Below are 22,780 nucleotides of genomic sequence, written 5' to 3'. Positions count from 1 at the left end.
TCGAGGACGAAGCCTAGTCCTCCGGGCCCGCCTCGAGGTCGCCCTCGGTCTCCAGGTAGGCCTGCCGCAGCCCGTCCAGCGTCTCCGGCGAAGGGTGCTCCCACAGGCCGCGGTCGGCCGCCTCCAGGAGCCGCTCGGTGATGCCGTGCAGCGCCCACGGGTTCGACTCGTCGAGGAACTTGCGGGTCTCCGGGTCGAAGACGTAGGACTCGGCGAGCTTCTCGTACATCCAGTCGGCCACCACGCCGGCCGTCGCGTCGAAGCCGAACAGGTAGTCGACGGTGGCCGCCAGCTCGAACGCGCCCTTGTAGCCGTGCCGGCGCATCGCCGCGAGCCAGCGCGGGTTGACCACCCGGGCCCGGAAGACGCGGGCGGTCTCCTCGCTCAGCGTGCGGGTGCGCACGGCGCTCGGGTTGGTGCTGTCGCCGACGTAGGCCGCGGGCGCCCGGCCGGTCAGGGCGCGGACCGTGGCGACCATGCCGCCGTGGTACTGGAAGTAGTCGTCGGAGTCGGCGATGTCGTGCTCGCGGGTGTCGGTGTTCTTGACGGCGACGGAGATCCGGCGGTACGCCTGCTCCATGTCCCCGCGGGCCGGCAGCCCGTCGACGCCGCGGCCGTAGGCGTAGCCGCCCCACACCGCGTAGACCTCGGCCAGGTCCTTGTCGTCGCGCCAGTTCCGGCTGTCGATGAGCGGGAGGATGCCGGCCCCGTAGGCGCCCGGCTTGGACCCGAAGATGCGCAGCGCCGCCCGCCGCTCGTCGCCGTGCTCGGCGAGCGCCTCGCCGACGTGGGCGCGCACGTAGTTGTCGGCCGGGTCCTCGTCGAGGCCGGCCACCAGCCGCACGGCGTCGTCGAGCAGGGCCACCACGTGCGGGAACGCGTCGCGGAAGAAGCCGCTGATGCGCATCGTGACGTCGATGCGCGGGCGTCCGAGCTCGGCCAGGTCGACCGGCGCCAGGTCCACGACGCGGCGCGACGCGTCGTCCCACACCGGGCGCACGCCCAGCAGCGCGAGGGCCTCGGCGATGTCGTCACCCGCGGTGCGCATCGCGCTGGTGCCCCACATCGACAGGCCGACGGACCGCGGCCAGTCGCCGTTGTCGGCCCGATACCGGGCCAGGAGGGAGTCGGCCATGGCCTGGCCGGTCTCCCAGGCCAGCCGGCTGGGGACCGCCTTCGGGTCGACCGAGTAGAAGTTCCGGCCCGTCGGCAGCACGTTGATGAGGCCGCGCAGCGGGGAGCCGCTGGGGCCGGCCGGCACGTATCCGCCGGCGAGCGCGTGCAGGACCATCGTGAGCTCGTCGGTGGTGCGGGCCAGCCGGGGCACGATCTCCTCGGCGGCGAACCGCAGCACGCCCACCACGTCGGGAACATCCGAGACGTCCGATGCGGCGGCCGGGTCCCAGCCACGGGCCTCCATCGCCGACACGAGCGCGCGGGCCCGCGTCTCGAAGTCGTCGGTGGAGGCGCGGTCGGTGGAGGTCTCGGACATCCCGAGCGCCTCGCGCAGCCCGGGCAGAGCCATTTGGCCGCCCCACATCTGGCGGGCGCGGAGCATCGCCAGGACCAGGTCGACCCGGGCCTCGCCGGCCGGAGCCAGGCCCAGCACGTGCAGGCCGTCGCGGATCTGCACGTCCTTGACCTCGCAGAGCCAGCCGTCGACGTGCAGCAGGAAGTCGTCGAACTCGGCGTCGTGCGGCCGGTCGTCGAGGCCCAGGTCGTGGTCGAGGCGGGCGGCCTGGATGAGGGTCCAGATCTGGGCCCGGATGGCCGGCAGCTTGGCCGGGTCGAGGGCGGCGATCGTGGCGTGCTCGTCGAGCAGCTGCTCCAGGCGGGCGATGTCGCCGTAGGTGTCGGCGCGGGCCATCGGCGGGATGAGGTGGTCGACGAGCGTCGCGTGGGCGCGCCGCTTGGCCTGGGTGCCCTCGCCGGGGTCGTTGACCAGGAACGGGTAGACGAGCGGCAGGTTGCCGATGGCCGCGTCGGCGCCGCAGGCGGCCGACAGGCCGACGGTCTTGCCGGGCAGCCACTCCAGGTTGCCGTGCTTGCCGACGTGCACGACCGCGTGGGCGCCGAAGTCGCCGGCGATCCAGCGGTAGGCGGCCAGGTAGTGGTGGCTCGGCGGGAGGTCGGGGTCGTGGTAGATGGCGACCGGATTTTCGCCGAACCCGCGCGGCGGCTGGACCATCACCACGACGTTGCCCTCGCGCAGCGCCGCCAGGACGATCTCGCCGTCGGGGTCGCGCGAGCGGTCGACGAACAGCTCGCCGGGCGCCGGCCCCCAGTGCCGCTCCATCTCCTCGCGCAACGCCGATGGCAGCGTCTCGAACCAGGCGCGGTAGCTTGCGGCGGAGATGCGCACCGGGTTGCCCTGCAGCTGCTCCTCGGTCAGCCAGTTGACGTCCTGCCCGCCGGCGGCGATGAGCGCGTGCATCAGCGCGTCGCCGTCCTCCGGGAAGCCTTGGCCCATGCGGTACCCCTGGAGGCGCATCTCGGCGAGCAACCGCACGACGCTCGCGGGGGTGTCGAGGCCGACCGCGTTGCCGATGCGCGCGTGCTTCGTCGGGTAGGCGCTCAGCATGACCACGACGCGCTTGTCGCCCGGCGGCACGTGGCGCAGGCGGGCGTGCGCGACGGCGATGCCCGCGACCCTTTGCGCACGTTCCGGATCGGCGACGTACACCGTGAGGCCGTCGGCGTCGATCTCCTTGAACGAGAAGGGGACCGTGATGATGCGGCCGTCGAACTCGGGGATCGCGACCTGGGTGGCGGTGTCGAGCGGGGACAGCCCGTCGTCGCTGCCGTCCCAGGTGTCGCGGCTGCCGGTGAGGCAGAGGCCCTGCAGGATCGGCACGTCGAGCGCGGCCAGGGCGCCGACGTCCCACGCCTCGTCGGCGCCCCCGGCCTGCGCCTCGGCCGGACGGGTGCCGCCCGCGGCGAGCACGGTGACGACCAGGGCGTCGGCCTGCCGGAGGGTCGCCAGCAACTCGGCCGGCGCGGTGCGCAGCGAGGAGGCGAAGACCGGCAGGGCGCGGCCGCCCTCGGCCTCGATCGCGTCGCACAGCGCGCCGACGAACGCGGTGTTCCCGGCGACGTGGTGAGCGCGGTAGTAGATGACGCCGACGGTGGGGCCCGGCTTCTCGTCGCGCGCGGCCACTCCCCACGCGGGCGTCTCGACCGGGGGCGCGAAGCCGTTGCCGTCGAGCAGGATCGTGTCGCTGAGGAACCGGTGCAGCTCGGCCAGGTTGGCGGCGCCGCCGTAGGCCAGGTAGGCGTGGGCCTCCGCGGCCAGGCCGGCCGGGACCGTCGAGTGGCGCATGAGCTCGGCGTCGGGGGCCTGCTCGCCGCCGAGGACCACCACCGGCGTGCCGGTCGCCAGCAGCGCGTCGAGGCCGTCCTCCCAGTCGCGGTAGCCGCCGAGGATGCGCACGACGACGAGGTCGGCCCCGTCGAGCAGCTCGGGCAGGTCGGCGAAGGCGGTGCGGGACGGGTTGGCCAGCCGGTAGGCGGCGCCGCTGGCCCGCGCGCTGAGCAGGTCGGTGTCGGACGTGGACAGCAGCAGGATCACGCCGGGGTCCTCCCTCGGGGTCCGCGCCCCAAGTGTGTCGGGATGGGTCCGGCGGCGGAGAGTCTCCTGGCTCCCGGATCGGCGCTCGCCTCCGGCCTTCCCGGGCTGGCGCCCGGTGGCCTTGCGCTGGAGGCTCGCTCCCCGGTCACAGTGGCGGGACCGCGCCGGACTTCCACCGGCTTCCTCCACACGTCGCCGTTACAGCACCGCCAACTCTCCTCGACCCGGCTCGCCCCCGTCAAGCGCAGGTAGTATCCGGCCCGTGCACGGACGTGACGCTCCCGACCGCTGCCCGGGCGCCGTGCAGGTGCACGCCGCGGCCGACGGCGGCCTGGCCCGCGTCCGGCTGCCGGGCGGGTTGCTGACGGCCGCCCAGCTGCGGGTGCTGCGATCGGCGGCGCTCGATCTGGGTGACCCGGTGCTGGAGCTGACCTCACGGGGGAACATCCAGGTCAGGGCGCTGCGACCGGGCGCACCGGCGATGCTGGCGCGGCGGCTGCACGAGGCCGGGCTGCTGCCGTCGGAGGCGCACGAGCGGGTGCGCAACATCATCGCCTCGCCGCTGAGCACCGCGGTGCGGCCGGTCGTGGCGGCGTTCGACGCGCTGTTGTGCTCGTCGTCGACGTTGGTCGATCTGCCTGGACGCTTCCTGGTGACGATCGACGACGGGCGCGGCGACGTGACCGGGCTCGGCGGGGACGTCGGGCTGCTGGGCGACCGGCTGCTGCTCGGCGGCCGCCCGACGGCGCTGCGCGGGGGTGCTGAGCTGCTGATCCGGGCCTGCGAGGCGTTCCTGGACGAGCGGGCCGCGCAGGGCTCGCAGGCGTGGCGGCTGGGCGAGCTGACCGACGGGCCGGCGCGGGTGGCGGCGCGGCTCGGCACCGACGCCGGTCGATCGCTGGAGCTGCCCCCGCAACCGACGCCCGTTGGGGTCTGCGCATCGGCGGTGGTGGTCGTCGTGCCGCTGGGGCTGCTCACGCCGGCCCAGTCCGAGGTCCTGGCGGACGTCGCCGGAGAGATCATTGTCACGCCGTGGCGGACTCTGGCGGTACACCGGCTGCCGATGGCGGAAGCTGAGCGTCTGGCCGCCGTCGGGCTCTCCAGCGACCCGGCGTCGCCGTGGATCGGCGTCACGGCCTGCGCCGGCCGGCCCGGCTGCGCCAAGGCATTGGCCGACGTGCGCGCGGACGCCCGGGAGTCTCTCGGTGCCGGGGCGGGAACGCTGCCGGTGCACTGGGTGGGTTGCGAGCGGCGCTGCGGGGCGCCGAAGGGAAGGCACGTGGAGATGATCGCGACGGGTTCCGGCTACCGGCGGGTGGCGCCGTGACCGACGACGTGCGGCTCCCGGCGGACGGCGTGACCGGCGACGTGCCGCTCCCGGCAGGCGGCGGGACGGGCGATGTGCCGCTCCCGGCGGCCGGCGTGATCGACTACGTGCGTGACGGGGCCGAGATCTACCGCCGCTCGTTCGCCACGATCCGCGCCGAGGCCGACCTGTCCGCGCTGCCGGCCGACGTGGCCCAGGTGGCGGTCCGCATGATCCACGCCTGCGGCATGGTCGACCTCCCGCGGGACGTCGCCCACTCCCCCGGCGTCGTGGCCCGGGCCCGGCAGGCGCTGCGCGACGGCGCGCCGATCCTCTGCGACGCCGAGATGGTCGCCGCCGGCGTGACCCGCGCCCGGCTCCCCCGCGCCAACGACGTCGTGTGCACCCTGCGCGACCCGCGCGTGCCGTCGCTCGCCGCGCGGCTCGGCACCACACGCAGCGCGGCCGCCCTCGACCTCTGGGGCCCGCTGCTGGACGGCGCGGTCGTCGCCATCGGCAACGCGCCCACGGCCCTGTTCCGGCTGCTGGAGCTCGTCGCCGCGGGCGCGCCCCGGCCGGCCGCCGTCCTCGGCATCCCGGTCGGCTTCATCGGCGCCGCCGAGTCGAAGGTCGCGCTCGCCGGCTCGGGCCTCGAGCACCTGGTCGTGCACGGCCGGCGCGGCGGCAGCGCGATGGCGGCAGCCGCCGTCAACGCGATCGCGGACGAGAAGGAATGACCACGGTGGACAGCGGGCGGCTCTACGGCGTCGGCCTCGGCCCGGGCGACCCGGAGCTGATGACGGTCAAGGCGGCGCGGCTGATCGCGGCCGCCCCGGTCGTGGCGTACCACAGCGCCCGCCACGGCCGCAGCATCGCCCGCTCGATCGCGGCCGGGCACCTGCACGCCGGCCAGATCGAGGAGGCCCTCGTCTACCCGGTGACGACCGAGGAGACCGGCGACTACCGCGGGGTCATCGAGGAGCACTACGACGCCTGGGCGGCCCGCCTCGCCGCGCACCTCGACGCCGGCCGCGACGTCGTCGTCCTGTGCGAGGGCGACCCGTTCTTCTACGGCTCGTACATGCACATGCACAAGCGGCTCGCGCACCGGTACCCGTCCGAGGTCGTGCCCGGCGTCACGTCGGTCGCGGGCGCCTCCGCGGTGCTGGGCCGGCCCCTGGTCGAGCGCGACGAGGTGCTCACCGTGCTGCCCGGCACGCTCCCGGCCGACGAGCTGGCGGCGCGGCTGGAGGCGACCGACTCGGCGGCGGTGATGAAGCTGGGCCGCACGTTCGCGGCGGTCCGCGACGCCCTGGATCGCTCCGGGCGGCTCTCGGAGGCCTGGTACGTCGAGCGGGCGACCACGTCGCGCCAGCGGATACTGCCGCTCGCCGATGTCGATCCGCCGACGGTGCCCTATTTCTCGCTGGCGCTCGTGCCGAGCCGCCTGCACGCCGCACCGCAGGTGTCGGACGTCGCCGATGCGCCGGTTGCGTCCGGCACGTGCGGTGACGTCGTCGTCGTCGGGCTCGGCCCCGCCGGGCGGGACTGGCTCACCCCGGAAGCCCTCGCCGCCGTCGAGGCGGCCGACGACCTCGTCGGCTACGGCCCGTACCTCGACCGCGTCCCGGCCAACCCGCGCCAGCGCCGGCACGCCTCCGACAACCGGGTCGAGGCCGAGCGGGCCGAGTTCGCCCTGGCCCTGGCCCGGTCCGGCCGCCGGGTCGCGGTGGTGTCGTCGGGCGACCCGGGCGTGTTCGCGATGGCCGCCGCCGTGCTGGAGGTGGCCGCCGAGCCGCGCTGGAAGGACGTGCCGGTGCGGGTGCTGCCCGGGCTGACCGCGGCCCAGGCGGTGGCGAGCCGGGTGGGCGCGCCGCTCGGCCACGACTTCTGCGTGCTGTCGCTGTCGGACCGGCTCAAGCCGTGGGACGTCATCGCCCGACGGCTGACCGCCGCGGCCCAGGCCGACCTGGTGATCGCGATCTACAACCCGGGCTCGCGCAGCCGCACCTGGCAGGTGGCCGAGGCCCGCGACCTGCTGCTCGCCCACCGCTCCCCCGACACCCCGGTCGTCCTCGGCCGCGACGTCGGCGGCCCCGGCGAGCGGGTGCGCGTGGTGCGCCTGGCCGGCCTGGACCCGGCCGAGGTCGACATGCGCACGCTGCTCATCGTCGGCTCGTCCCAGACGCGGGTCCTGGAGCGGGACGGGGAGCCTCCGGTGGTGTGGACTCCCCGGCGGTACCCCGGGAGCGAGTAAGGAGCGGCGGACCGACGTTTGGAGGAGGTGGCCCGTGGGCGTGGCGTCCGGACCGGCGCCGCGGGCACGCCTGGTGCCGCTGTTCGCGGCCGGGTTCGTCACGGCGTTCGGCGCGCACAGCGTGGCCGCGAGCCTCGGCGGGTTCACCCAGTCCGGGCACGCGTCGCTGCTCACGCTGGGGCTGCTGCTGGCCGTGTACGACGGCGCGGAGGTCCTGCTCAAGCCGGTCTTCGGCGCGCTCGCCGACCGGGTCGGGCCGCGGCCGGTCCTGCTCGGCGGGCTGCTCGCCTTCGCCGCCGCCTCGGCCGCGTTCGTGGTCGCCGGCGACGCCGGGCTGGTCGGCGTGGCCCGGCTGGGCCAGGGCGCGGCCGCCGCGGCGTTCTCCCCCGCGGCCGGTGCGCTGGTCGCGCGGCTGCAGCCGGGCGCGCGGCACGGGCGGGCGTTCGGCAGCTACGGCGCGTGGAAGGGCCTCGGGTACACGACCGGCCCGCTGCTCGGCGGGGTCCTGGTCACCGTCGGCGGGTACGGGCTGCTGTTCACCACCCTCGCCGTCCTCGCCGTCGCCGTGGCGGGCTGGGCCGCGGTCGCGGTGCCGGCCGCGCCGCCGCTGCCCAAGTCCCGCCAGACGGTGGCCGACCTCGTGCGCCGGCTGACCGCCGCGGGCTTCGTCCGCCCGACCGTGGCGCTCGCCGGGGCGACCGCGGCGCTGAGCGTCGGGGTGGGGTTCCTGCCGGTGGCCGGGGCCCGGGACGGGCTGCCGCCGCTGGTGACCGGGGCGGTGGTGTCGCTGCTGGCGGCGGTCGCCGCGCTGGTGCAGCCGTGGGCCGGCCGGGCCCGGGACGCCGGCCGTATCGGCGACGGCCCGGGCATGGCGGCGGGGCTGGTCCTGGCCGCCGCCGGGCTGGCGATCGCCGCGGTCAGCGGCGGTGACGGGCTGGCCGGGGCCGTCGGCGTCGCCGGGCTCGTGGTGGCGGCGGTCGCGGTCGGGGCCGGCACCGGGGTGGTGACGCCGCTGGGGTTCGCGCACCTGGCCGCGAGCACGCCGCAGGAGCGGCTGGGGCAGACGATGGGCGCCGCCGAGGTCGGCCGGGAGCTCGGCGACGCGGGCGGCCCGCTGCTGGTCGGCGCCGTTGCCGCCGCGGCGACGCTCGGGGCCGGGCTGGCCGGGCTGGCGCTGGTGCTCGGCGCGGGCGCCGCGGTGGTGGCGGGCGCCCGCACGGTCATCGGGCGGTAGCCGCCGGCCGGCGCCCGGGTTCGACGGCGCGTTCAGGCCGTGGACGTGGGTTGCGGCCCTGCGGGTTCGATCGCCCGGGCCGTGGCGGCGGGGCCGGTGAACAGGTGGGTGTGCAGGCCGAGCCGGCCGGCGGCGTCGAGGTTCTCGGCGCGGTCGTCGATGAACAGCACGCGCCCGGGTGTCACGCCGAGCTCGTTGCAGCACCAGCGGTACGCGTCGGGGTTGGGCTTGGCCCGGCCGATGCGGCAGGAGAAGGCGACGAGGTCGAAGTGCCGCAGCCACCGGCCGTGGTGCCGCTCGTAGTGGCTCGCCAGCTCCTCGGGGATGTTCGACAGCAGCGCCAGGCGCACACCCGCCGCCGCGGTCCGCTCGACCAGGGCCACCATGTCGTCGTCGACGGCGCTCCAGCTCGCGACGTCCGCGACGACGAGGGCGTCGACCCGCTCGTCGTCGAAGGTCGTGCCCAGCGCGGTGGCGACCCGTCGCCAGTACTCGGCGCCGGTGACCTGGCCCGCGTCGTAGGGCGCACGCAGGCGCCAGTAGACGTCCCAGAACTCGGTGGCCGGGGCGCCGGCCGTCGCGGCCAGCACGCCCTTGGCCGCCGGGGACTGGTGGCGGGCGATGACACCGAACAGGTCGAACAGGACGACGTCGTACATGTTGATCACACCCTGTGGACGATGGTGCCGGCGGCGGTGAGGGCGGTCGTGTCCTCCTCGGCAGCGTCGTCGGTGGTGACGACCATGCTGAGCGCGGAGACGGGCGCCACGAACGCCAGGGCCGTGCGGGAGAGCTTGGCCGGTTCGGCGGCCACGACGACGCGGTGCGCCGAGGCGATGATCGCCCGCTTGATCGCCGCGTCGGCGAGGTCGTAGGCGGTCATCCCGTCCGCGGTCAGCCCGCAGCAGCCGAGGACCGCGGTGTCGAACCGCAGCGCGGCCAGCGACGCCTCCGCGAGGGGGCCGGTGAGCGCGAGCTCGTCGGGGCGCGGCTCACCGCCGGGCAGCAGCAGCCGCAGCTGGGGAGCGCCGGCAAGCGCGTTGGCCGCGTGCATGGACAGCGGCATCACCGTGAGCCGGCGCGGCGTGAGCAGGCGGGCGACCTCCAGGCAGGTGGTGCCGCTGTCGAGCACCACGGCCTCACCGTCGGCGATGAGGGCGGCGACCGCCTCGGCGATGCGGCGTTTGGCCTCCTGCCCCTCGCTCGCGCGCACGGCGAAGGGCGGCTCCTCGCCACGCAGGGTGAGACTGCGCGCGCCGCCGCGGTAGCGCTCCAGCATTCGCCGGTCGGCCAGCCGCTCCAGGTCCCGGCGCACGGTCATCTCGGAGGTGCCGGTCAGCTCCGCCAGCTGCGTGACGCCGAGCCGGCCGGCCCGCTGGACCGCGTCCAGGATCCGCCGGTGGCGGCCGCTGATCGTCACACCGTCAGTGAACACCATCCGAGCCCGCATCATCAACGTTTTGAACACAAAGTCTGTTAGTTATGTCTGCCCAGGTGTTCACGTTGTTCGGGCGGCCTCGGCCGGCCCCGGATTTGCCTCCAGGGGCCGTTCGCGGTGTCATGAATTACATGGGTGTGATTCGGCTCGGCACCTCCTCGTGGGCGGACCGGCAGCTGCTCGCCTCGGGCTGGTACCCGCGCTCGGTGCGTACCCCGGCCGGCCGCCTGGCCTACTACGCGAGCCGCTTCGACCTGGTCGAGGCCGACACCGGCTTCCACGCGATCCCGGCCGCGGAGACGACGGCGGCGTGGGCGGCGGCGACCCCGGACGGCTTCACCTTCGACGTGAAGGCGTTCGGCCTGCTGACCGGCCACCCGACCCGCCTGGCCGCGCTGCCGGCGGACCTGCGCCCCGACGGCGTGGACGTCACCCTCCGGCTGCGCCGCCGCGACCTGCCGGAGGAGGCGGTCGAGGAGCTGTGGCACCGCTTCCACCAGGCCCTGGACCCGCTCGACGGCGCGGGCAAGCTGGGAACGGTGACGCTGGGCTTCCCGCCGTGGCTCGCGTACGGCCCGGCGGCGGTCCGTCGCGTCCTGGACGCGGTCGAGCGCTGCCAGCACCGCCCGGCGGCGGTCGAGCTCCGCCACCACTCCTGGTTCGAGGGCACCCGCGCCGCCGAGACGCTGGGCCTGCTCCGCTCGGCTGGCGCGTCGTACGTGTGCGTGGACATGCCCCAGGGCCTGGAGTCGTCGGTCCCGCCGCTGCTCGCGGTGACGGCCGAGCCGGCGGTGGTCCGCTTCCACGGCCACAGCGACGGCTGGGAGCGCGGCGCGAAGGAGTACACCTACTCGGACCGCGAGCTGGAGGACTGGGCCGCCCGCCTCCGCCACCTGTCGGCGGACGCGGACGAGCTGCACGTCCTGATGAACACCTGCTGCGCCGGCCAGGCCCAACGCGACGGCGAACGCCTGGCCGAACTGCTGTCCGCCCCGGCCCCGCGCCGCGGCCTCCGCGCCGTCTAGGCGATCTTCAGCTGCTCGTCGCCGAAGTCGGCGGAATCCCGCCAGCGTCGAAACTCAGTCACGGCCGCCAATCCTAGGGTCGCCGAGCGTGTCCAGGCGGGCGAGCAGCTCGGGGACCGTGTGGGTGACCTCGACGTCCGGCGGGAGGGGCGGGCGGTCGACCATCACCACCGGGATCCCCAGCGTGCGGGCGGCCGTGAGCTTGGCGGCGGTCAGGCCGCCGCCGCTGTCCTTGGTCACCAGGACGTCGATCGCGCGGTCGCGGAGCAGGGCCGTCTCGCCCTCCACCGTGAACGGGCCGCGGTCCAGCAGGACCTCCAGCCGCGGCGGCACCGGGGGCTCCGGCGGATCCACGCTGCGCGACAGGAACCACGGCGCCGTCAGGTGCGCGAACGCCGGCAGCGACTGGCGGCCCGTCGTCAGGAACACCCGGGACGCCTCGCGGACCGACGACGCCGCGGCCGCCAGGGACGGGACCCGCTGCCAGCGGTCGCCCGGCCCGGCAAGCCAGCCCGGGCGGCGCAGGACGAGCAGCGGGACGCCCGCGGCGGCGGCGTTGGCCGTCATCCGGGCCGCGAACGGGTGCGTGGCGTCCACGATCACCGAGACGTGCTCGGCGCGGGCGTAGGCCGCCAGGCCAGCCGGGCCGCCGAAGCCGCCGACGCGGACCTCGCCGGGCGGCCGGACCGGCTGGGCCACGCGGCCGGCCAGGGACGAGATCACCCGCCAGGAGCCGGCCGCGCACAGGGCCGTGGCGAGGCGCCTGGCCTCGCCGGTACCGCCGAGGATGAGCACCGTGCGCACCGCGCCAGCCTAGGCCACCAAGGGTGGCGGCTCGGCACGCGTTCGCCCGGATGCCGGCCGTCCCCGCGCCGCAGACCGGCACCGCACCGGCCGGACCGGACTCGCACAGACGTTGGTCGATCCACGAGAGGTAGATCGACCAACGTCTGTGCGTGCAGAGCGCCGGCTACGGGAAGTTGACCCAGTTGGCCACGTTCGTCGAGGAGTTCGACGGGCCGCCGGTGTTGTTGATGATGTGCGCGATCGTCCCCGTGCCGCCCAGCGACACGGTCACCATGTTGTGGAACTTGACGTTCGCCGTCTGCGGCACCTCGAACGAGTGGCCCAGCACGACGCTGGGGTTGGTGCTGAAGTAGCAGTAGCTGCCCAGCCCCCAGGCCTCGTGCGTGGTCACCGAGTTGGCCACCTTGTACGCCGCCCAGCCCTGGGCCCCGCCGCCGCTCGACCAGGATGCCTGGTTCGGCACGTCGTAGGGGATCTCGTTCTGGAAGAAGTACGTGCGGCCGCCGTTGCCGTTCCAGATCACCTGGTACTGCTGGTAGTGCTCGACGAAGAGGCCGTACATGGTCACGTTGTTGCCGTTGACGACCAGGCCGTTGGCGCCGGTGTTGATCGTCCAGCCGACCGTGCCGCCGTTGCCGTGGTCGGCGCGCCAGATCCACATGTGGTCGCCGATCACGTTGTTGCTGTTGACCCGCAGGCTGACCGTCGCCTTGCCGGCCACCGAGCCGCCGACCCGGAAGAACACGTCGTGCAGCGAGGTCGGGTTGGCGGAATGGTCGGCCGACGAACCGGACGGCCCGACCTCCATGAGGACGGGCGAGTTGACGGTGCCGGCGTCGAACAGGATGCCGGCCACCTTCACGCCGTCGACGTCGGCGACGGTCATCGCGGTCACGCCGTTGTCCGGCAGGATCGTGGCCAGGCCGAGGCCCAGGACCACGGTGTTCGGGCGGGTGATCCGGATCGTGTCGTTCACGTGGTACACGCCGGGGGTGAACAGCAGGTTCTGCCCGGCGGCGAGGGCCGCGTTGATGGAGGCGGCCGTGGCGCCGGCCTTCACGATGTAGAACTGGCTGATCGGCAGCGAACTGCCCGCGGTGGTGCCGCTCTGCCAGCTGTTGCCGCTGGAGTTCGTCCGCAGCGCCGGGACGAACACCTGGTAGGCGCCGGCGCCGTCGACGTACAGGAACGGCTTCTCGCGCACGACCGGCGTGCTGCCGACCGTCGTGAACGGCGGGTTGGGGAAGCTGTTGGCCGGGGCGCCGCTGGTGCCGACGAACACCTGGTTCCAGTTGGAGCCGCTCCAGCTGCCGATCGCCGAGTTACGGGTGATCCACTGCTGCTGCGATCCGGACTGGATCTGCCCGTCGATCTTGCTGTCGGAGATCCAGCCGCCGGACGACCAGCCACCGTCGGACAGCGCGAGGTTGCCGCGGACGTGCATCCGCCGGTACGGCGCGGCCTGCGACACCGCCCAGCGGTCCAGGCCACCGTTGGGGGTGACCGACAGGTTCTCGGCCGAGCGCCAGAAGTTCTGCGTCGCGTTCTGCGAGCCGTCCGGCCACCAGTCGGCCTCGGCGTGCACGGCGCCGTTGATGGTGACCTGGTCGGGCGAGAGGCCGAGGCCCGCGACCTGGGTGTAGAAGCCGACGTTGGCGTCGACGTTGTAGGTGCCGGGCTTGAACAGCAGCGCGTACCGCTGGGTCCCGAACTGGTTGGTGACCTGGCTGTTGAACACCTGGTTCAGCCGGCTCTGGATGGTCGCGGCCGACATCGACGGGTCGAAGATCGACACGTTCGGACCGAGGTCCGGGTTGGTCCCGTTCGACGGCGGGGTGCTGGTGGGTGGCGTGGTGCCTCCTGGGAGCGTCCATTGCTGGTTGGCGCTGGCGAAGCAGTCCCAGATCTGCAGCGGCGTGCCGTCCGCGGAGCTGGGTCCGGTGGCGTCGAGGCACTTGCCGAGGGCGCGGAGCGTGCCGTCGCTGTTGCGGCTCCACGACTGCGCGGCGGTGCCGTTGCAGTCGTAGATCTGCACCTTCGTGCCGTTGGCGCTGCTGGCCGCGGCCACGTCGAGGCACTTGCCGAGGGCCCGGATGGTGCCGTCGTCGCCGACGGTCCACTGCTGGGCGGCGGTGCCGTTGCAGGTGTACAGCTGCACCTGGGTGCCGTTGGCGCTGCTGGCCGCGGCGACGTCGACGCACTTGCCGCCGTAGCCGGTGATCGCGCCGACGGTCGCCGCCGACGCGGTGCTCATGCTGACGAACGCGATGCCGGCGGCCACGAGCACGGTCGCCAGGGCGGCGAGACCGAGCCGCAGGCGCGGCCTGGAACGGGTGGGGGTCACGGGCGGGTCCCTTCTGGGCAGGGGCGGCCCACACCGAAGGACCCGTGTCGGGGGCGGGTCCGAGGGCGGGTGGGTGGATCTGTAAGGCAACCTCACAGATCCACCGGAGGCTATTCCCGCCTCGGACCACAAGTCAATACGAGACTCGAATTAAGGGATTGAGCTGCGAATTTAAGCCTTCGCGCCGAGGATCTGACCGGCGCCACCGGCGGTTTCCTGGACCGATTCCAGGTACGCCTTCATGTCCGTGTCCTTGAGGCCGGTGCCGGCGACGACCACGGTGTCACCGACGATGAGCGTCGGGTACATCTTGGCCTGGTCCTGCGCGTAGGCCTTGGCCGCGTTGGTCGACTTGAACTCGACGAAGATGGCCTGCTGGACGCGGCGCGGCATCGCGTCGCCCTTCTTCTCGTAGCAGTCGAACTGCTTGAAGCTCGCCACGGCGGAGCGGTACTTCGCGTCGACGCCGGTCGAGTTCGCGTCCCACTGCCCGACCGGGCAGTTCGGGTCCTTGGTGAACAGCTCGCCGGTCAGCTTCCCCACGGTCTGGAAGCTCAACTGGCCCGCCTTGCCGGAGGCGGCGCCGGACGCCTTGGCCGACCCGCTGGGCGCGGCGCTGCCCGACGCGTCGGCGGCCGGGGCGGCCGACGTGGTGGCCGGGGGCGCGGCGGCGGGGGTGTCGGCCTTCTTGTCGTCGCCGCAGGCGGCGGTGAACAGGATGGTGGCGCAGGCGATGGATCCGGCCAGCAGCAAACGCTTCATCGTTGGATTCGCTTTCATATGTGGTACCGCATGAGGCGGGCGGTCTCGGGTGGACGCGAGCAACGTATGCGCCCCGCGGCGCCGTTGACTCCCGGATGTATGCCACCTGACAACGAACGTGCGGCGCGTCACTCAACCGCCTTGTGTGGCGCCGCTTTCCCGACTGTCCGAACCGCTACGACCGGCTGGACAACGCCGCGTGCTGGCCCGCGGCGAGCAGCCCCGCGGGCACCGGGACGAGCGGCAGCACGGCCGGCGCCCAGCCGTCCGGCACCACGCCGGTGAACGCCGCGACGGCGAACAGCCCGACCGCGACCAGGCCGCCGCCCGCGCCGACGAGCAGGCCCCGCCGCCGCGCGCCCAGCGAGGCGCGGCCGACGAGCCGGCCCGGCCCGACGGTGCGGTCGATCTGCGCGGCGAGGAACGCGGCGAGCGCCAGGAACGGCAGCGGCGCCGCCACCGCCGCGATGTAGCCGGCGAAGAACCACGTCGGCAGCGAGACGATGATGACGACGACGGTCAGGACCAGGGCGACGAGCCAGGCAAGGGCGGCATGCGCGACCGCGCGGCCGCCCACGAACGGCGGCACGGTGTCCACGGTGGACAGATCGCCGCCGGTCCCGGGCCGCACGGCCCAGCCCCGGACCAGCAGGGCGAGGCCGGCCAGCGTCGCCAGGACCGTGACCGCGGTCAGCGCGGTGAGCAGCCGGCCGTCGGCCGGGTCGAGGTACTCGAAACGGGCTCCGTCGCCGGCCACGCAAGTGACGCCGACGGGGAACACCCGGGGCCGGACGGTCCAGTGCCCGCGCGGGCCGAAGCGCTCGATGCAGTCGTCCTCCGGGTCGAGCCAGTCCGGTTGCAGCGACTGCGCCTCGAAGCCCACCGCCATCGTGCCGATCGCGCCGGCGATCAGCAGCGCCCATCCCATCGCGAGTCTCATCGCGCGATCATGGCAAGACGGCGCTGCCGAGAACCGGACAGCGACGGCGGGCAACCGAGCGGACCGCGCGCCGGTCCGGCGCGCTACCGGCGGGAGGCGCGGCGCAGCAGTTCGGCCATCGGGAGGGTCGCGGCGCCGAACGCGACCGCGTCCGGGCCGAGCTCGCACAGCTCGATCGACACCTGGCCGAACGGGTGCTCCAGGGCCTGCTCGCCGGCGGCGGCACGGATCTGCGGGAGCAGACGGGCGCCGAGCGCCAGGCCGGCCCAGCCGCCGAGCACGACCCGCTCGGGGTTGAAGAGGTTGACCAGGTTGCCGATGCCGGCGCCGAGCATGCCGGCGGTCTCGGCCAGGATCTCGGCCGCGGCCGGGGTCTCGGCGGCCACCAGGGCGGCGATGTCGGCCAGCTCGTCGGCCGTGGCGGCGCTCTCGCCGCCCGGCTCGGACTGACGGTACCGGTCGAGGATGCCCTCGGCGCCGACATACGCCTCCAGGCAGCCGCGGGCGCCGCAGCGGCACAGCCGGCCGCCGTACACCACCGTCGTGTGCCCCCACTCCCCCGCGCTGCTGGACGCACCGCGGTAGAGGGTGCCGTTGGTGATGACGGCCGCGCCGACGCCCGAGCCGACCAGCACGATGACGGCGTCGGCGGTGCCGCGGCCCGCGCCGAACCACATCTCGGCCTGGCCCTGGGTCTTCGCGCCGTTCTCGACGAACACCGGCGCGGTGACGCCCCGCTCGCGCAGCAGGCCCTCGAAGGAGACGCCCCGCCAGCCGAGCGTGGGCGCGTGCACCCGCACCGGGTCGGACTGCTCGACGGTGCCGGGCACGCCGACGCCCACGCCGAGCAGCGCGGCCGGGTCGACGTCCTTGAGCACCGCCTCGATGCCGGCGGCAAGCTGCCCGGCGACCGCCTCGGGCTCGGGGCGCGACGACGGCAGCGGCTCGTCGACCGTGGCCAGGCGGCGCATCGCCAGGTCGAACAGCTCCACCTTCACGCCGGTCTCGCCGACGTCGGCGCCGACGAGCCGGCCGAAGTCGGGGTCGACCCGCAGCAGCACGCGCGGGCGGCCGCCGTCGGAGTCGATCTGCCCGGCCTCGACGATGAGGCCCTCCTGCAGCAGCTCGGCGGTGACGCTGCTGGCCGTGGCGGCGCTCAGGCCGGTGATGCGGCTGAGGTCGTGGCGGCTCAGCGGGCCGCGGAAGAACAGCTCGGACAGCAGTGTGGAGCGGTTGCGCCGCCGCATGTCCCGCGTCGTCGCCCGCTCCACCTCGATGCGCACCACCGCCCGGCCTCCCGTTCGCTCGGTAGCGATCGTGTCACGCGCCTGCCCCGGCGTCGACACCGGCCACTGCCCGGACCACCGCCCGGACCACCGCCCGGACCACCACCCGCCGCCCGGTCAGCGCCGCCGCGCGTACCGTGCCGCGGCGGCCACCAGCATCAGGCCGACGACGCTGAACGCGCTCACGAGCAGCGCCAGCCGGCCCTGGCGCTCGGGCCGTTCCCGCGGTGGGAACGCCTCGGCCGCGGTGCCGGGCGCCGGCTTGGCCGGCACCGGGCTCGCCTTCCGGGTCGCCGGGTAGTGCTGGATGCTCACCGGCCCGGGCTGGTCGGAGACGGTGAGGAAGCCGTTGCCGTCGGCGGTGTACGCGATCGCCTCGCCCTGCGGCTCGTTCGGCAGCGGGGTCACCACCGGTGTGCCGCCGACGATCGCGGCGGCCACGTCGCCGCCGGTGACGTCGAACTCGTACGCGTCGGAGTACGTGCGCACGACCGCCTTCGTGCCGTCGGGTGAGACCGCCGCGCCGGTGATGAGCGCGCTGCCGAAGACGCCGAGCGGGTTGGCGGTGCCGGTGCGGCTCGGCTGGAAGTGGCCGACCAGGGTGAGCGGCGCGCCCTCGGTGTTGTCGGTCGGCAGCGGGGTGTCGAGCCGGTACACCTCGCCGCCCGGCTCCTTGGTGACGATGACCGGCCGCCCCGCCCCGTCGATGAGCAGCGCCTCGGCGTCACGGGGTTCGCCGTCGGGGTACCGCAGCCGATGGATCTTCGGGCTCTTCGCGCCGGGCTTGAGCGTCCACAGCGCGATCGTGCTGCGGCGGTTGCCCGAGCCGCCCATGAGCGGGCTGTTGTCGCCGATGTCGGCCACCCACACCGTGCCGGACCGGTCGACGGCGAGGTCCTCGGGGTCGCGGGCGGTGGTCGGGTAGCCCACGCTGCGGGTCACCCGGCAGCCCTCGTCGAGGTAGAAGAGCCGGGTGCGGCGCGGGTCGGGGTTGGAGTCGTTCTCGACGAGGAAGCCGCCCGGGACGACGGCGAGGCCGGACACCTCGGTGACGGCGGGGTCGTCGATGCGGCACACCTCGGCGGCCTGCACGGCCCGGCCGGATGGTGCCGCGCCGGCCGGTGCGGCGGCCGGCGGCACTGACGCGACGACGACGGCCGCCGCCAACACCGCCCGCCGCATACCTGCGAGTCTGCCAGAGCCGGGCGTCCCCCGGGCGGGTCGACAAGCCGATCACCCGTAGGTGACCCTCCGTCGGTCATCCAATTACACAGAGCAGCCGACCCGTTGGTGAAACCAGCGGGGACTTCGTCCCGATATGTGCCACATTTCGGCTATGAACACATGGGGGAACACGCTCGCGGCCCTGGGGCTGGCCGCCGCGGTCCTGGCGGGGACGGGCGCTCCGGCCGTCGCGGGCGCCGAGCCGGTGGTCGTCGCGCGGTACACCTTCGACGCCATGACCAAGGGCGGCACGGTCGCCGACGACTCGGGGCGCGGCCACACGCTCACGCCGTCGGCCGGCCACGGCGGGGCGGTCAGGCCCGAGCGGCGGGCGCGGGGCAAGGCGGTCGCCTTCCCGGCCAAGTGCGCCGGGAAGCGGTGCCCGCACGCGGTGCTGCAGGCGGCCGACGCGCCGGACCTGAACCCGGGCAGCGGCCCGATCCGCTACGGCGCGACGGTCCGGCTGCCGCGCAAGGAGGTCGGGTCGGGCCAGAACATCGTGCAGAAGGGATACTCGGCCTCGGGCAGCCAGTACAAGCTCCAGGTCGACGGGGCCGCCGGCCGGCCGAGCTGCGTCCTCGCCGACAACGTGGTGCGCGGCATCCACCTCGCCCGCTCCGACGTCTCGATCTCGGACGGGGCGTGGCACCGCCTGGAGTGCCGCCGCAGCGGCGCGACGCTGACCCTGCTGGTCGACGACGCGGTCCACGCCACGGCCGTCATCCCCGCGACGCTGTCGGTGACGAACACGGTACCGCTGAGCATCGGCGGCAAGGGCGACGGCCGCGACAACGACCAGTTCCACGGCAGCCTCGACGACGTCTGGATCGCGCTCGGTTAGCCCTTGAGCTCGACCACGGCCAGCAACGGGCCGGGGTCCTCCGGCACGTCACCGCCGCAGGAGCGGCCGCCGTAGCGCAGGAGGCGGCGGCCGCCGAGCGGGACCCAGGCGGCCGCGTCCCGGCAGGCGTCCAGCTTCCAGAAGCCGCTGACCTTCAGGCCGCCGAGCGAGAGCCCGCTCACGGAGTACCTGTCGATGGCGAGCAGGTCGTCGCCGTCGCGCACGGTGCGGCTGACGCCGGCGCCGGCGCCGAGCCCCACCAACAGGACCGCGGCCGGCCAGGCCCGACTGGTCATGGACTCAGCCGGCGAAGAGCAGCAGCAGGCCCGCGACCGTGTAGGCGACCATCAGGGCCAGCAGCGGGGCCTGGCCCGTCACGGCCTGGGCGCGCGGGAACAGCTTCAGGGCGCGGTCGTGGGCGAGGACCGTGCCCACCAGGTGGCCCAGCACGATCGTCGTCACCTGCAGGTTCGCCACGCCGGTCGGGGTGATGACCCCGGAGTACGGCCGGAAACCCTCGTCGCCGAGGACCAGGGCGACCGTGCGCTGGCCCTCCAGGATGAACAGCGACCAGTAGTGGGCCACGACGTAGCCGACCGCGATCGGGACGATCGAGTGGGCCAACTCGCCCGGGGTGCGCTCGGCCGAGGTGTGGCCGCGGCGGCCGGCCTGGCGGGTCGCCACCGTGTAGGCCAGGGCGACCAGGGCCACGACGCCGAGCAGGCCGGCCGTGCCGGTGACCGGGGCGGGCAGGCCGTTCTCCTGGGTGAAGCGCAGCCAGAACAGGGCGCCGGACAGGGCGTCGTAGAAGGTCGCGCCGAGCAGGATGACGACGACCGCGACCAGGCCCGGCGCCGGGCGCAGGCCGGGGATGCCGTCGAGCGGGTTGCGGAAGACGAGCGTGCCGTCGGGGCGACGGCCGATGACGGCGAGCCGGCCGACCAGGTCGCTGAGCACCTCGAAGGCGTCGCCGCGGGCGTGCCAGGCCGGGCCGAACACGATCCCGCCGGCCAGCATCGCCACCGCGTAGGCGGCCAGCCACCAGCCGATGACCGGCAGGGTCGCGCGCGAGGGGGCGACGAGCTCCAGCCAGGCGAACGCGAACAGGCCCACGGCGGCCGGCCAGTAGCCGGCGGACTCCGGCAGTTCGCGGCGGGGCCGGGCCCAGGCGGTGAGGGTGCGCAGCGGGTTCAGCCGGCGCCAGACCGGGCCGCACAGCAGCGACAGTGGGACCAGGCCGACCCAGAAGAGGACGTACACCAGGCCGGCGGCCGGGTTGTCGGCGGTGTCCGGGCGGGTGAACGACCACGCCAGTACCCCCGCGAGCACCAGGCCCACGACGCGCAGGAGCCAGGCGGTGACGCGGGCGTCGACGGCGCGGGCCAGCCAGCCCGGCACCGGCCGGCCGGCGGAGGTGTCGAGGCGCGGCTCCCGCCAGGCGACCCCGAGCACGGCGAAGGAGATGACCAGGGCCAGGGCGGCGCCCATCACCAGCTGGGTCAGGGTGAGCGGCAGGTCCTGCCGACCGCCGACGCCGTGCGCCAGGACGATCGCGGGGGGTGTGGGCACGAGCGGGCTCCGGTGGCGGCGGGGGGTTTGTCAGGGCTGTGAATTTAGCGGCTTGTCGCCCTGCGCGGAACCCGGCATCATGTGCCGATGCGATCAGTGACCGTGTTGGTGCTGACGCTGGCCGCTGTCTTCGCCGTGCTGGTGCCCGCCACGCCCGCGGCCGCGCACGGCCAGCTCGCCATGTCCGACCCGGTCGCCGACAGCACGGTCTCGGACGCCAAGGCCGAGCTCAAGCTGTACTTCACGGAGCAGCCGGCCTCGTTCGCCTGGTTCACCGTGACGGCGCCGTCGGGCAGGCGCGTCGACGGCGGCTGGCGCAGCGGTGAGCCGAAGCGGCTCGACAAGCCGGTGCAGGAGTACTTCCTGGTGGACGGGAAGTTCGAGCCCAAGACGTACCACACCGGCTTCCCCGCCGTGCTCACCGTCTCGCACTGGCCGGAGGCCGGGGTGTATGTGGCGGCCTACCAGTCGGTCGCCTCGGACGGCGAGCCGGTCAAGGGCACGCTGAAGTTCACCTATGCCGGGCCGGTCACGGCGCCGCCGGCCGGCTGGAGCGCTCCCACCGAGGGGCCGTCGCAGGCGCTGACCGACGCCCTCGCGGGCAAGACCTCCGTACCGCCGGCGTTCCCGACGGCCACGGCCACGGCCGGCCCTGCGGCGCCGGCCGCGCAGCCCCCGCCGCCCGCGCCCTTCGTGCTCACCGACTGGCTCATCCCGGGGGTCATCGCCGCCGGGGTCACACTCATGATCGGCACGGCCGCGCGCCGCGACCCCGTGCCGGTGGCCAAGAAGCGCCGCCGGGCTACCGCGGGGTCCCGCAGGTCTGCTGGACCTGCCGGGTGAGCCGTTCGGCGAAGGCCGGGTCGCTGATCGTGCGCTGCTGGAACTCGCCGATCTGCGCGTCGCTGAGCCCCTGGTACCGCGGCTGCGCCGCGTAGGCGGAGGCCATCGCCGCCGGGTCGGTGTAGACCCGGGACTGGACCGAGCACAGGTGCGCGGCCGTCGCGGCCAGGAACTGCGCCTCCGGCGAGGCGGAGGCGCTCGGGGACGCCGCCCGGGTGGGCGCGGCCATGGTGGCCTCGGTGGTGCCCGACGAGCCGCCGCAGCCGGCCGTGGCGGATGTGGCGGCCGCGGCCAGGAGCACGAGCAGGACACTGATGTGGCGGCGCATCGGGACCTCCCGAGGTCAGACGACGACGAGCGTCAGCGGGTTGCTGTCGGTGGTGGTGCCGTACGACTGCTTGACGGTGAGCTTGTACGTGCCGGCGGCGAGCTTCGACGCGTCGAACCGCACGGCGGCGAAGTCGTCGGTCCCGACCGGGAGCCCGGCGGACTGGTTCGGGCCGGTGTACGCGCGATCGCCCGGGTAGCCGACCACGAGGCCGGCGGGCGCGTCGGCGACGGTGATCCGCAGGTCGTCGACGCCGGACCTGCGGGCCTGGAAGACCAGGTTCGTCCAGACCGGCGTGGCCCGCTGGACGGTCACGGTCGTGGTCTTCTGGACCACCGCGTCACCGGTGACCGACACGACCGGCAGGGTCGCGACCGCGTCAGTCGCCGAGCGCGATCCAGGTGTCGTACCGGTGCACCGCGATGCCGGCGAAACTGGGGTACGCCTGCGCCGCCGCGTCGACCGCCGCGAGCGTCCGCTCCAGCTCCCCCTCGGTCGCGCCGTGGAACGTGCAGTACCGGCAGTCGCCGAGTGCCTGGGTCTCCGCCGCCAGCCGGGCCGGCTTCGCCGCCCGCGCCGCCGCCCGCAGCAGGTCCTCGGCGACCCCGATGATGGAGTTGTCCCCGGTGGCGGTGGTGCGGCCCGGTGGCGGCGGCGCCGCGGGCCCACTCGAGCGCCCGGTCGTGGTCGGTGGTCCAGGACGGCTCCCCGCCGAGCGCGTCGAGCGCGATCCCGGCTTCGTCACACAGTCGTTTGAGCCTGCGGAGCCCGGGCAGGTCGGCGGCCTCGATGCGGGGCTCGTAGAACGCGAAGACGGCCCGGACGCCGTTGGCCGCGGCCCACTCGACGAGCCGCTCGGGCTCGCCGCCGGCCCGCTGCCACACCCAGGTGGCCCGGCGCCCGGGCGGCGCGACCGACGTCTCGGGCGCGAGCGCGGGCAGGTGCAGCGGGGTGGCCGCGATGAGCGCGACGGCCACGAGCACCAGGTTGGCCGCGGCGGCGCGGGCG

At 74.6% G+C, this 22,780-nt stretch carries 22 protein-coding genes and 1 riboswitch; of the genes, 8 read left to right on the top strand and 14 right to left on the bottom strand.

The window, feature by feature from the left end; translation table 11 throughout:
* Nucleotides 1–13: 13 nt before the first annotated feature.
* Nucleotides 14–3,568: a cobaltochelatase subunit CobN gene (gene cobN, locus IEZ31_RS03905; protein WP_190248297.1), complete on the bottom strand. Its 3,555-nt coding sequence runs from the start codon at nt 3,566–3,568 to the stop codon at nt 14–16.
* 39 nt (nt 3,569–3,607) lie between these two features.
* Nucleotides 3,608–3,783, bottom strand: a riboswitch (cobalamin riboswitch).
* A gap of 47 nt (nt 3,784–3,830) precedes the next feature.
* On the opposite strand from cobN, the gene IEZ31_RS03900 reads away from it, so the two are divergent.
* The 4 genes from IEZ31_RS03900 to IEZ31_RS03885 all read left to right on the top strand — a co-directional run bounded on the left by IEZ31_RS03900 (nt 3,831) and on the right by IEZ31_RS03885 (nt 8,365).
* Complete coding sequence (locus IEZ31_RS03900; protein WP_229834134.1) at nt 3,831–4,895, top strand: ferredoxin-like domain-containing protein; 1,065 nt, start codon at nt 3,831–3,833, stop codon at nt 4,893–4,895.
* 98 nt (nt 4,896–4,993) lie between these two features.
* The gene (locus IEZ31_RS03895; RefSeq protein ID WP_190248374.1) at nt 4,994–5,611 is read left to right on the top strand and encodes a precorrin-8X methylmutase; all 618 of its coding nucleotides are present in this window, start codon (nt 4,994–4,996) and stop codon (nt 5,609–5,611) included.
* Nucleotides 5,608–7,131, top strand: a complete 1,524-nt coding sequence (locus IEZ31_RS03890; RefSeq protein ID WP_190248296.1) for a precorrin-2 C(20)-methyltransferase — start codon at nt 5,608–5,610, stop codon at nt 7,129–7,131. The genes IEZ31_RS03895 and IEZ31_RS03890 overlap by 4 nt, the downstream gene beginning before the upstream one ends.
* Before the next feature lie 34 nt (nt 7,132–7,165).
* Nucleotides 7,166–8,365, top strand: a complete 1,200-nt coding sequence (locus tag IEZ31_RS03885) for an MFS transporter (RefSeq protein ID WP_229834132.1) — start codon at nt 7,166–7,168, stop codon at nt 8,363–8,365.
* Between the two features lie 32 nt (nt 8,366–8,397).
* On the opposite strand, the gene IEZ31_RS03880 is transcribed toward IEZ31_RS03885, so the two are convergent.
* Together IEZ31_RS03880 and IEZ31_RS03875 are read right to left on the bottom strand one after the other, a co-directional pair.
* Complete coding sequence (locus tag IEZ31_RS03880) at nt 8,398–9,024, bottom strand: HAD family hydrolase (protein ID WP_190248295.1); 627 nt, start codon at nt 9,022–9,024, stop codon at nt 8,398–8,400.
* Nucleotides 9,025–9,029: 5 nt separating this feature from the next.
* A complete protein-coding gene (locus IEZ31_RS03875) occupies nt 9,030–9,803 on the bottom strand; it encodes a DeoR/GlpR family DNA-binding transcription regulator (protein WP_190248294.1) in 774 nt (257 codons plus the stop codon).
* 131 nt (nt 9,804–9,934) lie between these two features.
* Between IEZ31_RS03875 and IEZ31_RS03870 the strand changes: the two genes are divergently transcribed.
* Nucleotides 9,935–10,828, top strand: a complete 894-nt coding sequence (locus IEZ31_RS03870) for a DUF72 domain-containing protein (protein WP_190248293.1) — start codon at nt 9,935–9,937, stop codon at nt 10,826–10,828.
* Nucleotides 10,829–10,882: 54 nt separating this feature from the next.
* On the opposite strand, the gene IEZ31_RS03865 is transcribed toward IEZ31_RS03870, so the two are convergent.
* From IEZ31_RS03865 to IEZ31_RS03840, 6 genes are all read right to left on the bottom strand, one after another.
* The gene (locus IEZ31_RS03865; RefSeq protein WP_229834129.1) at nt 10,883–11,632 is read right to left on the bottom strand and encodes a cobalt-precorrin-6A reductase; all 750 of its coding nucleotides are present in this window, start codon (nt 11,630–11,632) and stop codon (nt 10,883–10,885) included.
* A 166-nt stretch (nt 11,633–11,798) separates the two neighbouring features.
* Nucleotides 11,799–13,889 (bottom strand): pectate lyase-like domain-containing protein, encoded by a 2,091-nt coding sequence (locus IEZ31_RS03860; RefSeq protein WP_190248371.1) that lies wholly within the window; start codon nt 13,887–13,889, stop codon nt 11,799–11,801.
* A gap of 261 nt (nt 13,890–14,150) precedes the next feature.
* A complete protein-coding gene (locus IEZ31_RS03855) occupies nt 14,151–14,741 on the bottom strand; it encodes a hypothetical protein (protein ID WP_190248292.1) in 591 nt (196 codons plus the stop codon).
* Between the two features lie 175 nt (nt 14,742–14,916).
* On the bottom strand, nt 14,917–15,681 hold the full coding sequence (locus tag IEZ31_RS03850) for a hypothetical protein (RefSeq protein WP_190248291.1): 765 nt from the start codon (nt 15,679–15,681) through the stop codon (nt 14,917–14,919).
* An 83-nt stretch (nt 15,682–15,764) separates the two neighbouring features.
* Nucleotides 15,765–16,967: an ROK family protein gene (locus tag IEZ31_RS03845; protein ID WP_229834122.1), complete on the bottom strand. Its 1,203-nt coding sequence runs from the start codon at nt 16,965–16,967 to the stop codon at nt 15,765–15,767.
* Between the two features lie 117 nt (nt 16,968–17,084).
* Nucleotides 17,085–18,149, bottom strand: coding sequence for a hypothetical protein (locus IEZ31_RS03840; RefSeq protein WP_190248290.1), 1,065 nt, complete (start codon nt 18,147–18,149; stop codon nt 17,085–17,087).
* Nucleotides 18,150–18,303: 154 nt separating this feature from the next.
* Here IEZ31_RS03840 and IEZ31_RS03835 point away from each other — a divergent pair, with 154 nt between their 5' ends.
* Nucleotides 18,304–19,032 carry a laminin G domain-containing protein gene (locus IEZ31_RS03835; RefSeq protein ID WP_229834120.1) on the top strand — a complete coding sequence of 243 codons (729 nt, stop codon included), beginning with the start codon at nt 18,304–18,306 and terminating at the stop codon, nt 19,030–19,032.
* Here the strand turns inward: IEZ31_RS03835 and IEZ31_RS03830 are convergent.
* Entirely contained in the window at nt 19,029–19,328 is a 300-nt protein-coding gene (locus tag IEZ31_RS03830) for a hypothetical protein (protein WP_190248288.1), read from the bottom strand. The two genes, IEZ31_RS03835 and IEZ31_RS03830, sit on opposite strands and share 4 nt — an antisense overlap.
* Nucleotides 19,329–19,332: 4 nt before the next feature.
* Nucleotides 19,333–20,601, bottom strand: coding sequence for a hypothetical protein (locus IEZ31_RS03825; protein ID WP_190248287.1), 1,269 nt, complete (start codon nt 20,599–20,601; stop codon nt 19,333–19,335).
* Nucleotides 20,602–20,688: 87 nt separating this feature from the next.
* Between IEZ31_RS03825 and IEZ31_RS03820 the strand changes: the two genes are divergently transcribed.
* On the top strand, nt 20,689–21,444 hold the full coding sequence (locus IEZ31_RS03820; RefSeq protein WP_190248286.1) for a copper resistance CopC family protein: 756 nt from the start codon (nt 20,689–20,691) through the stop codon (nt 21,442–21,444).
* On the opposite strand, the gene IEZ31_RS03815 is transcribed toward IEZ31_RS03820, so the two are convergent.
* From IEZ31_RS03815 to IEZ31_RS03805, 3 genes are read right to left on the bottom strand one after another with little or no spacing between them, the layout of a single operon-like run.
* Entirely contained in the window at nt 21,404–21,772 is a 369-nt protein-coding gene (locus IEZ31_RS03815) for a hypothetical protein (RefSeq protein ID WP_190248285.1), read from the bottom strand. The genes IEZ31_RS03820 and IEZ31_RS03815 overlap by 41 nt on opposite strands.
* A 15-nt stretch (nt 21,773–21,787) precedes the next feature.
* Nucleotides 21,788–22,129: a hypothetical protein gene (locus IEZ31_RS03810; RefSeq protein WP_190248284.1), complete on the bottom strand. Its 342-nt coding sequence runs from the start codon at nt 22,127–22,129 to the stop codon at nt 21,788–21,790.
* 22 nt (nt 22,130–22,151) lie between these two features.
* The gene (locus IEZ31_RS03805; protein WP_190248283.1) at nt 22,152–22,517 is read right to left on the bottom strand and encodes a hypothetical protein; all 366 of its coding nucleotides are present in this window, start codon (nt 22,515–22,517) and stop codon (nt 22,152–22,154) included.
* A gap of 83 nt (nt 22,518–22,600) precedes the next feature.
* Between IEZ31_RS03805 and IEZ31_RS56055 the strand changes: the two genes are divergently transcribed.
* Nucleotides 22,601–22,780: hypothetical protein (locus tag IEZ31_RS56055; protein WP_229834114.1), on the top strand; the 180-nt coding region annotated here is incomplete at its 3' end.

The organism is Dactylosporangium sucinum (assembly GCF_014647515.1).
Lineage (GTDB): Bacteria > Actinomycetota > Actinomycetes > Mycobacteriales > Micromonosporaceae > Dactylosporangium > Dactylosporangium sucinum.
This window is presented reverse-complemented; position numbering and strand designations above follow the sequence as displayed.

Bases quoted from the DNA above. Each gene is read 5' to 3' on its own strand.
- IEZ31_RS03890 (WP_190248296.1), top strand. From the start codon at position 5,608: ATGACCACGGTGGACAGCGGGCGGCTCTACGGCGTCGGCCTCGGCCCG.
- IEZ31_RS03880 (WP_190248295.1), bottom strand. From the start codon at position 9,024: ATGTACGACGTCGTCCTGTTCGACCTGTTCGGTGTCATCGCCCGCCAC.
- IEZ31_RS03875 (WP_190248294.1), bottom strand. From the start codon at position 9,803: ATGGTGTTCACTGACGGTGTGACGATCAGCGGCCGCCACCGGCGGATC.
- IEZ31_RS03870 (WP_190248293.1), top strand. From the start codon at position 9,935: ATGGGTGTGATTCGGCTCGGCACCTCCTCGTGGGCGGACCGGCAGCTG.
- IEZ31_RS03860 (WP_190248371.1), bottom strand. From the start codon at position 13,889: ATGAGCACCGCGTCGGCGGCGACCGTCGGCGCGATCACCGGCTACGGC.
- IEZ31_RS03855 (WP_190248292.1), bottom strand. From the start codon at position 14,741: ATGAAGCGTTTGCTGCTGGCCGGATCCATCGCCTGCGCCACCATCCTG.
- IEZ31_RS03850 (WP_190248291.1), bottom strand. From the start codon at position 15,681: ATGAGACTCGCGATGGGATGGGCGCTGCTGATCGCCGGCGCGATCGGC.
- IEZ31_RS03840 (WP_190248290.1), bottom strand. From the start codon at position 18,149: ATGCGGCGGGCGGTGTTGGCGGCGGCCGTCGTCGTCGCGTCAGTGCCG.
- IEZ31_RS03835 (WP_229834120.1), top strand. From the start codon at position 18,304: ATGAACACATGGGGGAACACGCTCGCGGCCCTGGGGCTGGCCGCCGCG.
- IEZ31_RS03830 (WP_190248288.1), bottom strand. From the start codon at position 19,328: ATGACCAGTCGGGCCTGGCCGGCCGCGGTCCTGTTGGTGGGGCTCGGC.
- IEZ31_RS03820 (WP_190248286.1), top strand. From the start codon at position 20,689: ATGCGATCAGTGACCGTGTTGGTGCTGACGCTGGCCGCTGTCTTCGCC.
- IEZ31_RS03815 (WP_190248285.1), bottom strand. From the start codon at position 21,772: ATGCGCCGCCACATCAGTGTCCTGCTCGTGCTCCTGGCCGCGGCCGCC.